This window comes from Oceanimonas marisflavi (assembly GCF_003049725.1).
Classification (GTDB): domain Bacteria; phylum Pseudomonadota; class Gammaproteobacteria; order Enterobacterales; family Aeromonadaceae; genus Oceanimonas; species Oceanimonas marisflavi.
The window spans coordinates 172,883-184,796 of the sequence record NZ_QAGM01000001.1 but is presented as its reverse complement, the minus strand read 5'-3'; the positions used below and the strand labels follow the sequence as shown (position 1 = coordinate 184,796).

12 protein-coding genes are annotated in these 11,914 nt (G+C 59.4%); 9 read left to right on the top strand and 3 right to left on the bottom strand.

The annotated features are described in order from the left end of the window. Nucleotides 1-2: 2 nt before the first annotated feature. Nucleotides 3-824 (top strand): ion transporter, encoded by an 822-nt coding sequence (locus DA373_RS00810; RefSeq protein ID WP_107850456.1) that lies wholly within the window; start codon nt 3-5, stop codon nt 822-824. 75 nt (nt 825-899) lie between these two features. Here DA373_RS00810 and DA373_RS00805 read toward each other — a convergent pair whose 3' ends face one another. The 3 genes from DA373_RS00805 to cysS all read right to left on the bottom strand — a co-directional run bounded on the left by DA373_RS00805 (nt 900) and on the right by cysS (nt 3,372). Beyond that, entirely contained in the window at nt 900-1,364 is a 465-nt protein-coding gene (locus tag DA373_RS00805; protein WP_107850455.1) for a hypothetical protein, read from the bottom strand. Nucleotides 1,365-1,614: 250 nt separating this feature from the next. Next, nucleotides 1,615-1,893 (bottom strand): hypothetical protein, encoded by a 279-nt coding sequence (locus DA373_RS00800; RefSeq protein ID WP_107850454.1) that lies wholly within the window; start codon nt 1,891-1,893, stop codon nt 1,615-1,617. Nucleotides 1,894-1,992: 99 nt separating this feature from the next. Further along, nucleotides 1,993-3,372, bottom strand: coding sequence for a cysteine--tRNA ligase (gene cysS / locus DA373_RS00795; protein WP_107850453.1), 1,380 nt, complete (start codon nt 3,370-3,372; stop codon nt 1,993-1,995). A 154-nt stretch (nt 3,373-3,526) separates the two neighbouring features. Here cysS and DA373_RS00790 point away from each other — a divergent pair, with 154 nt between their 5' ends. From DA373_RS00790 to DA373_RS00755, 8 genes are all read left to right on the top strand, one after another. Beyond that, nucleotides 3,527-4,213, top strand: a complete 687-nt coding sequence (locus DA373_RS00790; protein ID WP_107850452.1) for a response regulator transcription factor — start codon at nt 3,527-3,529, stop codon at nt 4,211-4,213. Further along, nucleotides 4,197-5,378, top strand: a complete 1,182-nt coding sequence (locus DA373_RS00785) for a sensor histidine kinase (RefSeq protein WP_107850451.1) — start codon at nt 4,197-4,199, stop codon at nt 5,376-5,378. Before DA373_RS00790 ends, DA373_RS00785 begins: the two co-directional genes overlap by 17 nt. Before the next feature lie 123 nt (nt 5,379-5,501). Further along, nucleotides 5,502-7,487, top strand: coding sequence for an LTA synthase family protein (locus tag DA373_RS00780; protein ID WP_107850614.1), 1,986 nt, complete (start codon nt 5,502-5,504; stop codon nt 7,485-7,487). A gap of 55 nt (nt 7,488-7,542) precedes the next feature. After that, the gene (locus tag DA373_RS00775; protein WP_107850450.1) at nt 7,543-8,040 is read left to right on the top strand and encodes a peptidylprolyl isomerase; all 498 of its coding nucleotides are present in this window, start codon (nt 7,543-7,545) and stop codon (nt 8,038-8,040) included. A gap of 69 nt (nt 8,041-8,109) precedes the next feature. Beyond that, the gene (gene lpxH / locus DA373_RS00770; RefSeq protein WP_107850449.1) at nt 8,110-8,847 is read left to right on the top strand and encodes a UDP-2,3-diacylglucosamine diphosphatase; all 738 of its coding nucleotides are present in this window, start codon (nt 8,110-8,112) and stop codon (nt 8,845-8,847) included. Further along, nucleotides 8,844-9,869, top strand: a complete 1,026-nt coding sequence (locus tag DA373_RS00765; protein WP_107850448.1) for a PDDEXK nuclease domain-containing protein — start codon at nt 8,844-8,846, stop codon at nt 9,867-9,869. Before lpxH ends, DA373_RS00765 begins: the two co-directional genes overlap by 4 nt. Nucleotides 9,870-9,878: 9 nt before the next feature. Continuing rightward, entirely contained in the window at nt 9,879-10,253 is a 375-nt protein-coding gene (locus DA373_RS00760; protein WP_107850447.1) for a diacylglycerol kinase, read from the top strand. Nucleotides 10,254-10,547: 294 nt separating this feature from the next. After that, the gene (locus DA373_RS00755) at nt 10,548-11,759 is read left to right on the top strand and encodes a M24 family metallopeptidase (RefSeq protein WP_107850446.1); all 1,212 of its coding nucleotides are present in this window, start codon (nt 10,548-10,550) and stop codon (nt 11,757-11,759) included. The last annotated feature ends 155 nt before the right edge of the window (nt 11,760-11,914 follow it).

Here is an 11,914-nt window from a genome sequence, read left to right as displayed (position 1 = left end):
GCATGAAGTGGCTCGACAAGGATGTCCTGTACACCGTCATTTTCGGCACCGAAACGCCGGCGGGCCGGCGCTTTGACATTGCCCTGATCATCGCCATTCTGCTGTCCATGGTGGTGCTGCTGCTGGACTCCATCGGCAGCATTCGGGCCCAGTACGGTCCCTGGCTTTACGGTCTGGAGTGGGGCTTTACCCTGCTGTTTACGGTGGAGTTCGGCCTGCGCATCTGGTGCGCCCAGAGCCGGTCGGGCTATTTGCGCAGTTTTTACGGCATTATCGATCTGCTGGCGGTGCTGCCCACCTACCTGGCCATTTTTATGCCCGGCGCCAGCTTTCTGCTGATGGTGCGTCTGCTGCGGGTGCTCAGAGTGTTCCGCGTACTCAAGCTGATCCGCTATATGGACGAGGCCAACACCCTGATGCGCTCACTCTATCAGAGCCGGCGCAAGATACTGGTGTTCTTCAGCAGTCTGTTTATTCTGGTTACCCTGTTCGGCTCACTGCTCTATGTGGTGGAAGGGCCGGAAAACGGCTTTACCAGCATTCCCACTGGCATTTACTGGGCCATTGTCACCATCACCACGGTCGGCTTTGGTGATATCACACCGCAAACCTGGCTGGGCCGGGGCATCGCCGCCGTCACCATGCTGATGGGCTATGCCATTATCGCCGTGCCCACCGGTATCATCACCGCCGAGCTGGGCCGGGAAATGCGGCGGGAATATTCCCGCCGCCACTGCCCCCAGTGCGATCGCAGCGGCCACGAGCGGGATGCCAAATTCTGCAATCATTGCGGCGGCGAACTGGAGCCGCCGGATAATCAGTGAGGCGTGAGGCGTGAGGCGTGAGGCGTAAAAAAGGAGGGAGCATGGCTCCCCCCTTTTACGCTTGCCTTGTGGCGCTTACTGCTCGCTGTCTTCCAGTACTTCGTTGACCTTGCGCTCGGCCTCGGCGCTGATGTCATCCATGGTGTCACCCACGGCATCGGCGGCCTCTTCCGCGGCCTGCATGGTGTCATCCATCATGTCACCGGCGGCCTGCATGGTGTCTTCCACCATGTCCCCGGCAGTCTGTGTGGTCTCATCCATGGTTTCACCGGCGGCATCGGCCTGCTCGCTGGCGGCCTGGGCGGCTTCGTCCACGGTTTCATCAATGGACTCGCCCAGTTGCTCCATGGTGCCTTCTTCTTCCATGCCCAGGGCTTCCTGAGTCTCGTCCATGGTTTGCTCGGCCTGCTCCTGTACCTGCTCCACGGCGTTATCCACGTTCTCGCCGGCCTGCTCCGCCGGGCCCTTGTTGTCACAGGCTGCCAGGCCAAAGGTGGTGACGGAGGTAAACAACAGAATATTCAGCAGTGACTTGTTCATAGCTTCTCCCAGTTTTATCAAGCGGGGTTGCGGGATATTCCGCTTTTTGGTGACGACATACACAGTAATAGCCCAAATGGAGCATATGCAACAGCCATGACAATATTCTTTCAGATTGGTCGAATAAGATAAAATCCTTACTAATCAATAGTTAACCTGTTTTTTCGAAGCCGGCTGGCGCAGTAAAAGGACGTTGTGCCCGGTGTGGTATGACGAACCCTGACGGCATCGGGGTGATCAGAGTGCCTGCTCAGGGCTGACCCTGAGTGTTTTGCAGAATTTCGTCCAGCTTCTGCTCTGCTTCCCGGGAAGCCTGCTTCACCACCTGCTGGTGCTGTTTTTTCTGCTGTTCAATCACCCCGGGTTCGGGGCGGGCCTCGGGTGGCAGGGCCGGGGACGTCCCGGAGCTAAAGCCGGTTTCCACCACCTCATCTATATGATCTTCCACACCGGCGGCGGGACCCTGAGGCTCGCAGCCGGCGAGCAGGGTGAGTGAAAAGGCAAGGGCGATAAAGGTGGGTGTTTGCATATCAGGCTCCTGTTTATTGCACATCGGCCACTGTCTGTGGGCGTAAAAGCATCAAGGGCACCATATTGGTGCCCTTGATGCTGTTTTCAACCCTGAAGCTTATTTACGGCGCCAGCGGGTGCCTTCCGGACCGTCTTCCAGCACGATGCCCATGGCGGTGAGGCTGTCCCGGGCGGCGTCGGCGGCAGCCCAGTCCCTGGCCTTGCGCGCATCCAGACGGGCCTGGATCAGGCGCTCGATTTCGGCCACTTCGTCGTCGGCACCGGCGTCGCCGCGCAAAAAGGCTTCCGGATCCTGCTCCAGCAGTCCCAGCACCCCGGCCAGCTCCCGCAGGCGACCGCCCAGGCCGGCGGCCGCGGCGTCGTCCTTGCCCTTCTGGCGGTTGATTTCCCGGGCCAGGTCAAACAGCACCGAGTAGGCCTCGGGTGTGTTGAAGTCGTCGTCCATGGCGGCGTTGAAACGGGTCACGAAGTCGTCGCCGCCGGTGGCGGGCGCTTCGGGCAGATCCCGCAGCGCGGTGTAGAGCCGCTCCAGGGCGGTGCGCGCCTGTTTCAGGTTCTCGTCCGAATAGTTGAGCTGGCTGCGGTAGTGGCCCGACAGCAAAAAGTAGCGGATGGTCTCGCCGTCGTAATGGTCCAGCACGTCGCGAATGGTAAAGAAGTTGCCCAGGGACTTGGACATTTTCTCCTGATCCACCATCACCATGCCGGAGTGCATCCAGGTGTTCACATAGGGGCTGTGGTTGGCGCAGCAGCTCTGGGCGATTTCGTTCTCGTGGTGGGGGAACTGCAGATCCGAGCCGCCGCCGTGAATGTCGAAATGCTTGCCCAGGTGTTTGCCGTTCATGGCCGAGCATTCGATATGCCAGCCCGGGCGGCCCGGTCCCCAGGGCGATTCCCAGCTCGGCTCGCCGGGCTTGGACTGCTTCCACAGCACAAAGTCGAGGGGGTTGCGCTTGGCCTGCTCCACTTCCACCCGGGCGCCCGCCTGCAGCTGCTCCAGATTCTGGCCCGACAGCTTGCCGTAGTCGGCAAAGCTGTTTACCTCAAACAGCACGTCGCCATTGTCGGCCACATAGGCATGGCCGTCGGTGATCAGGGTTTCCACCATGGCAATGATTTCGGCAATATGGCCGGTGGCCTTGGGCTCGATATCGGGGCGGGCGATGTTGAGGGCGTCAAAGTCGCGATACATTTCGCCGGTCAGCCGCTCGGTCAGGGCCTGCCAGTCTTCGCCGTTTTCGGCAGCGCGCTTGATGATCTTGTCGTCAATGTCGGTGATGTTGCGTACAAAGGTCAGGTCATAACCGGCGTAGCGCAGGTAGCGGGTGACCACATCAAAGGCCACAAAGGTACGACCGTGGCCGATATGACAGAGATCATAGATGGTGACACCACACACATACATGCCGACCTTGCCGGGCACCAGGGGTTTGAATTCTTCTTTTTGACGGGTCAGGGAATTGTATATTTTCAGCATGTTTCAGTGTCTTGTGGTGGTGAGTGGTCATTGAGAATAGCGCTTATTGAACCGTTAAAGGCCACTCGGTGCAAGCCCGGGCTACATTCGGCGCAAAGACGATGATTTAATAAAAAGCGCGGCAACAGCCGAGTGCTACAAGCGAGGAACGGGCATGCGCATACTGGTGGTGGAAGACAACCCCGACATACTGGTCAACATTGTTGATTACCTCTCTCTCAAGGGGTGCACCGTCGATGCCCTGCACAATGGTGCGGCGGCGGAAGCGCTGCTGGCCCGGCAAGAATTCGATCTGCTGGTGCTGGATCTCGGTCTGCCGGGGCTCGACGGCCTGGAGCTGTGCCGGCGGCTGCGGACCGGGCTCAATCCGCTGCCGGTACTCATGCTCACCGCCCGGGATACCCTGGACGACAAGCTGGCCGGGTTTGAAGTGGGGGCCGACGACTACCTGGTCAAGCCCTTTGCCCTGTCGGAGTTGTGGTCGCGCATACAGGCGGTGCTCAAGCGCAGCCAGCAGCAGCTGGTGCGCCGGCTGACGGTGGCCGATCTCACCCTGGATCTGAACACGCTCAGGGTCAGCCGTCAGGGCCGGGACATCAACCTGAATCCCAAGTGCCTGAAATTACTGGAAGTACTGATGAAGCACTCCCCCAACCTGGTCAGCCGGGCAACCCTGGCCAGTCAGCTGTGGGCCGACGAGCCACCCGACAGCGACGGCCTCAAGTCCCATATTTACCTGTTGCGCAGCGCCATCGACAAGCCCTTTGACCGGTCTCTGCTGCACACAGTGCACGGCCGGGGATACCGGCTGGCGGCCGAAGATCATGCATCTGAGCATTAACGCCCGCCTGCAGTGGGTGCTTAACCTGCTGATCGTGACCCTGAGTCTGGTGGCGGCGGTGGCCATGGTGCTGCTGGTGTTCTGGTTTGAGCGCAGCCTGTTTTACAACCACCTGCAAAGTGATCTGCTCGATCAGGTGCGGGCCCATTCCAGCCAGACGCAATCGCTGGTGCTGTCCATGACCGACACCACCTATTACAAGCTGCCCGCCGAGCAGCAGGGGCTGCTGCCAGAAGCCTTTCGCGGCTACCCGGAAGGGGGCCACGAGGTGCTGCTGGCGGACGGTGCCTACAACCTGTTTGTGCATTACGAGCCCGGCTGGGAGCATGTGCTGGTGCAGGATCAGAGCGAGTTTGAACGCTACGAACTGCGGGTGTTCGGCGGGGCCGCCCTGGCGGTGCTGGGGGTGTGGATACTGGGGTTCTGGCTGTCGCGCCGGCTCAGCCGGCAGATTTTGCAGCCGGTGTCCCGGCTGGCGACGGAGGTGGCGCAGCTGCGCCACCAGCCCGATGCCCGGCTGCGGGGCCCTTATCCGAATGATGAGGTGGGCCTGCTGGCGCATACCTTTGAGGACTACGCCCGGCAGGTGCAGGCGTTGCTCACGCGGGAGCAGCAGTTTTCCGCCAACGCCAGCTACGAGCTGCGCACCCCCATGATGGTGATCCGCGGTGCCCTCGACATGCTGCGGGAAACCGGCAGCGGCACGGCGGCAGAACGCCGCCAGCTGGATCGTATGGAAGGGGCGCTGAACGACATGCAACAACAGGTGGAGCTGTTTTTGCAGTTGTCGCGCTCGCCCGAGTCGGCGGCCCGGCATGACAAGCCCGTTGCCCTGAGCCTGCTGGCGGCTCGCTGCATCGAGTCCTGGCAGGCCAGGGCACAGGCCCGGGGGCTGACCCTGGCGCTGAAGGAAGTCCCGGGAGAGGGCATTCGGGTGCCCGCCACCCTCACCGGGGCGGTGATCAATAACCTGCTGCGCAATGCCCTGGATCATACCCCTGAGGGCCACATCGAGCTGTGTCTGGGGCCGGACTGGCTGGAGGTGCGCGACAGCGGCGAGGGCATCGCGCCCGGCGTGCTGGCGCGGGTGTGGGAGCGGGGCATCAGTGGCGGCACCGGTTTTGGTCTGGGCCTGGCCATTGTGGAGCGAATATGTGAACACTAGGGCTGGCGCCTGAGCCTGGCACCCAACCGGCCAGGAGGGACCCGGGTACGTATCGGCTTTTGACCTTTTTTCGACCCCCTGTTCATTACCCTGCTCTGACTGGAACCGGGGTTGAAGGGGAATATCACCATGCTTAAGCAACGACTGGGCCCATTGTGGCCCTTTTTCTGTTTCTTTGTACTGAACCTGGGGTTGCTGAGTGGCAGCCGGATGGGGCTGGCGCTGTGGCAGGCAGGCAGAGTGACCGGGGCCGACGGCTGGGGGCCGGTGCTGCTGCAGGGGCTGCGGGTGGATGTGTCCACCCTGTGCTGGCTGTTTGGCGTGCCGGCGGTACTCACCCTGCTGCTGGCGGGCAAACAGGGTCCGGGCCGGGCCTGGCTGTGGCTGATGCGGGTATGGCTGACTGCGGGCACCGGTCTGCTGTTGTTGCTGGAGTTGGCCACCCCGGCCTTTATCAATACCTATGATCTGCGCCCCAACCGGCTGTTTATTGAATACCTGATCTACCCGAAGGAAGTGTTCGGCATGCTGTGGCAGGGCCACCTGCCGGCGGTGTTGCTGGCGGCCGTGCTGGTGCCGGCGGCGGTATGGGGGTTGTGGCGCTGGTCGGGCCGGCTGTGCCGTGAGCTGACCATGCCGGTCTGGTACTGGCGACCGGTGCTGGCGCTGCTGGTGCTGGCCCTGGGTCTGCTCGGCGGCCGCTCTACCCTGGGGCACAGGGGGCTGAACCCGGCACTGGTGGCCTTTTCCACCGATCCGCTGGTGAACGGACTGGCGCTCAACTCCGCCTATTCGGTGGGCTTTGCGCTCAAACAACTGGGCAAGGAAGAAAGTGCCGCCTCATTGTATGGCCGTATGGAGCAACAGGAATTGCTCGACACCCTGCATCAGGCTCAGGGACGGCCGGCGCAGGATTATGTCTCCGCCGCGCTGCCGAGTCTGACCCATAACACCGCCAGCTACCGGAGCAAGCCGAAAAACCTGGTGATTATTCTGGAAGAAAGTCTGGGCGCTCAGTTTGTGGGATCCCTGGGCGGCCTGCCGCTGACCCCGGAATTTGACCAGCTGGCGCGGCAGGGCTGGTTGTTTGAGCAGCTCTATGCCACCGGCACCCGTTCGGTGCGCGGCATAGAGGCGGTGATCAGCGGTTATACCCCCACGCCGTCCCGGGCCGTGGTCAAGCTCGACAAGAGCCAGACCGGTTTTTTCACCCTGGCGCAGCTGCTGCATGAGCGGGGCTACCACACTCAGTTTATCTATGGCGGCGAAAGTCATTTCGACAACATGGCCAGCTTTTTTCTGGGCAATGGCTTTGAGCACATAGTGGATCAGCGGGACTTTGAATCACCGGCCTTTGAGGGCTCCTGGGGCGTGAGTGACGAGGATCTGTTTGCCCGGGCGCATCAGGAATTTGAACGGCTGCACGACGACGGCAAACCCTTTTTCAGCCTGGTGTTCAGCTCCAGCAATCACGATCCCTTTGAATTTCCCGATGATCGTATCGAGCTGTATGAACAGCCCAGGGCCACCCGCAACAACGCCGCCAAATACGCCGACTACGCCCTGGGCCGCTTCTTTGAGCAGGCACAGCACTCGGACTACTGGAGTGATACCCTGTTTCTGGTGGTGGCGGATCACGACTCGCGCACCTATGGCCCCGAGCTGGTGCCGGTGCCGCACTTTCGAATACCGGCCCTGCTGCTGGGCGAGGGCATTGCGCCCCGGCGCGACCACCGGCTGGTGAGCCAGATAGATCTGCCGCCCACCCTGCTGTCCCTGGCCGGCATCGACAGCGACAACCCCATGCTGGGGCGGGATCTGACCCAGGCCTCTCCCAACCGGGCGCTGATGCAGTTTGATCAGAACTTTGCCCTGCTGAAGGGAGACGACATGGTGGTGCTGCAGCCGGAAAAGCACGCCCTGGGTTTTCATTATGATGCCGGCGCACAACAACTGACCCCGGCACCGGTGAACGCCACCCTGGCGCAACAGGCCCGGGCCTATGCCCTGTGGGGCAGTCTGGCCTATCAGCAGGGGCTGTATCATTTGCCTGAAGCCGGGGGCTCCACAGCCAAAGGCACGGATACGACAGTGGCAGGGGTTCGCTAACGCCGCCGCTTGCGCTAAACTCGGCATTTGAACATTAACACTCGGAAACATGAACATGGTTACACTGCATACCACCTACGGCGATATCACTCTTCAGCTGTTTGCCGACAAGGCCCCGGAAACCGTTGCCAACTTTCTGCAATACTGCCGCGACGGTCATTACGACAACACCCTGTTCCACCGGGTGATCGACGGTTTCATGATCCAGGGCGGCGGCTACGGCCCCGGTTTTGAAGAAAAGGAAACCCGCGCCGCCATCAAGAACGAAGCCGACAACGGTCTGACCAACAAGGTGGGCGCCATTGCCATGGCCCGCACCATGGAGCCCCACTCCGCCACTGCCCAGTTCTTTATCAACGTCAACGACAACGACTTCCTGAACTTCAAGTCCGCCACCACCCAGGGCTACGGCTACTGTGTGTTCGGTGAAGTGAGCGAAGGCATGGATGTGGTCAACAAGATCAAGGGTGTGGCCACCGGCACCCGCGGTTACATGCATCAGGATGTACCGGTAGACGACGTGCTGATCACCGGCGTGACCGTCAGCGAATAAGCTGCTGCGCCGTGTGTTGCAATGCCCGCTACGGCGGGCATTGTTGTGTTTGGAAGCGGATACTCCTTAATGCCCCATACCCTGTTTATTGCCGATCTGCATCTGAGTGCCGGTCGGCCCGATATTACTCATGCCTTTCTGGGCTTTATGGAAACGGAAGCGCCTCAGGCCGATGCGCTTTATGTGCTGGGTGATCTGTTTGAATTCTGGATCGGCGACGACGAGCCGGGCGAGCTCAACCGGCAAGTGGCGGCGGCATTCCGGGCCTGCAGCCGAGCCGGCACGCCCGTGTATTACATACACGGCAACCGGGATTTCATGATTGGCCGGCGCTTTGCCGCGGAGGCGGGCATGATCCTGCTGCCCGAACATCAGGTGATCGACCTGTATGGCACGCCAACGCTTATTATGCACGGCGATACCCTGTGCACCGACGATGCCGGTTATCAGCGCTACCGCCGCATTACCCGCTGGCGCTGGCTGCAATGGCTGTTTCTGCGCCTGCCGCTGAAAAAGCGCCTTGGCATTGCCGAGGGCATTCGCGGCAAGAGCGCCGAGTCCAAGCAGGACAAAAGCATCACCATCATGGATGTGAATCAGGGGGAGGTGGCCCGGCAAATGCGTGAGGCAGGGGTGCAGCGACTTGTTCACGGCCACACGCACAGGCCCGCCATTCATGACTTTGAGCTCGACGGCCGGCCGGCGCAGCGGCTGGTGCTGGGGGACTGGTACACCCAGGGCAGCGTGCTGCGTATCGGCCCCGATAAGGCCGAATTGCAACGTCGCGAACTGGAGAAAAGCAAATGACAGCCCCGTTCCAACCTTTTGAACAGGATATTATCGCCTTAATCAGCCAGGCCAAGCAGCGCGCTGTTGTTGCAGTGAACAGCGAGCTTACCTTGTTGTATTGGCATGTTGGGCTGCGTATTAACCAGGAGATCCTGGATGGCGAGCGAGCTGAATATGGTAAGCAGGTGATCAGCCAACTGGCCAAACGGCTTACCGCACAATTTGGCAAGGGGTGGAGCAAACAACAACTTCGCCACTGCATGAAGTTTGCCGAAAGTATCAACGATGCTGAGATTGTCTCTGCACTGCGGAGACAATTGAGCTGGACGCATATTAAAGCATTGATTTATATAGATGATCCGTTGAAGCGTGACTTTTACGCCCAAATGGCCATTACCGAGGGTTGGTCTACCCGTACTTTGGATCAGCGTATTGGCTCCATGTTGTTTGAGCGTACCGCCATTTCAAAGCAGCCAGATGAAACCATCAGGGCTGAGCTAAGCACGCTACGTGGCCAAGGCAAGCTCAACGAAAGCCTGCTATTGAAAGATCCTTATTTGCTTGATTTTCTTGACCTGAATGATCGCTATCTGGAGAAAGATCTTGAAGATGCGATTTTAAGAGACATCGAGAACTTTCTTCTGGAAATGGGCGCCGGTTTCACTTTTGTCGCAAGGCAAAAGCGTATTCAGATTGATGAAGATGATTTTTACATTGATCTGCTTTTTTATAACCGCAAGTTGAAGCGGCTGGTTGCCATCGACTTGAAAACAGAAAAGTTCAAACATGCCCACAAAAGCCAAATGGAGCTTTACCTGCGTTGGCTGCAGAAATACGAGCAGGAAGAAGGAGAACTGCCTCCACTTGGGATTATCTTGTGCAGCAGCAAGAAAAAGGAACAAATCGAACTGTTGGAACTCGATAAGTCGGGCATTCATGTGGCTGAATATCTCACCGTATTACCGCCGCTTGAAGTACTGAAGCAGAAGCTGCATCAGGCTACCGAAGTGGCAAGGCTAAGACTGGCACAAGACACCTGAGGAGTCTTTATGAAACCGGGCAAAACCGGACTGAAACGGGTGATTGCGGCCCTGGGTTATTCCCGCCAGGGGCTGGTGAGTGCCTGGCGCTTTGAAGCCGCCTTTCGCCAGGAGTGTGTGCTGGCATTGCTGCTGGTGCCGTTTGCTTTCTGGCTTGATCTGGACCTGAGTGAAACCCTGTGGCTGGTGGCCAGCCTGATGATGGTGCTGGTGGTGGAATTGCTCAATTCCGCCATTGAAGCGGTGGTGGACCGTATCGGCCCCGAGCATCACGAACTGGCGGGCCGGGCCAAGGACACCGCCTCGGCGGCGGTGCTGCTGACCCTGTTGCTGGCCACATTGATCTGGGCACTGGTGTTGGGCAAGCATTTTTTTGCGGGCTGAGCCTGCTGCAGGCAGAGCCGTACGGGAAGGATTGAACACCGAATTGTGTCCATAAATGGTTACGAAGTGGTCCCCATGGTTAAAACTTTGTGATCACTCTCGCCTTTTGAGCAGCATGTACTGGCGCTTTTGCTATCATCAATAACAAGGCATTAACAACCCTTATGTGCTGATTTGAAGTATTCATTTCTGTTATGGGAAGGCAGGCTCTAGCATCAGGGACATGCGCTAATCAGCCATTACATGGGGCGCAGTTAACAACCCTGTTACCAGTTAGAAGGAAGGAGCCTTACCATGCAGATGCCCAACACCCTGACCATCCCCAACGGTGAAAAAGTTCGCGGTATGTTTTCCGAGGCGGAAATGCGCTCTCGTCAGCAGAAGCTGCGTCAGTACATGGCTGCCAATGATGTAGATGCTGTACTGTTCACCTCTTATCACAACATCAACTACTTCAGTGATTTTGTGTATTGCCGTTTCGGCCGGGACTATGGTCTGGCGGTGACTCAGGACATTCACACCACCATTACCGCCAACATCGACGGTGGCCAGCCCTACCGCCGCAATGCCCTGGGCGACAACCTGGTATACACCGACTGGCAGAAAGACAACTTCTTCCGCGCTGTGCAGCAGCTGATTGGCGGCGCCAAGCGCGTGGGTGTGGAATTTGACCACCTGAGCCTGCAGAACCTCGACAAGCTGAAGGCGGCCCTGCCGGAAGCCGAGTTCGTGGACATTGGCGTGCCCACCATGAAAATGCGCATGGTCAAGTCTGCCGAAGAAATCGCGCTGATCAAGCAGGGTGCCCGTGTGGCCGATGTGGGCGGCGCCGCCATCCGTGACGCCATTGGCGTGGGTGTGCCCGAGTATGAAGTGGCCCTGGCCGGTACTCAGGCCATGGTGCGCGAAATTGCCCGCACCTTCCCCCATGCCGAGCTGATGGACACCTGGGTATGGTTCCAGTCCGGTATCAACACCGACGGCGCCCACAACCCGGTGACCAGCCGCAAGATCGAAGCCGGCGACATTCTCAGCCTGAACACCTTCCCGATGATCGGTGGTTACTACACCGCCCTGGAGCGTACCCTGTTCAGCGAGCACGTGTCCGACCGTCACCTGGAGCTGTGGGAAATCAACTGCAAGGTACACCGCCGCGGTCTGGAACTGATCAAGGCCGGCAACCGCTGCAGTGACATCGCCGCCGAGCTCAACGAAATCTTTGCCGAGCACGACGTGCTGCAGTACCGCACCTTTGGCTACGGCCACTCCTTCGGTACCCTGAGCCACTACTACGGTCGTGAAGCCGGCCTGGAGCTGCGTGAAGACATCGACACCGTACTGGAGCCGGGTCACGTGGTTTCCATGGAGCCGATGATCATGCTGCCGGAAGGCCTGCCCGGTGCCGGCGGCTATCGCGAGCACGACATTCTGGTCATCAGCGAAAGCGGTGTGGAAAACATCACCCGCTTCCCCTTCGGCCCCGAGCACAACATTATCAAGGGCTGATAAAGAGCAGGCCTGCCCGCGAGGGCGGGCCTGATTTGTTTTAACCATCTGCAACGGCAATAGAGGGAATATTATTGCCGCCCTACTTCTGGTGAGGCCGGCTCCGGCCGGTGGAATCAGTGATATTAAACCAGCTTCGCAAGAAGCCGCTCAAA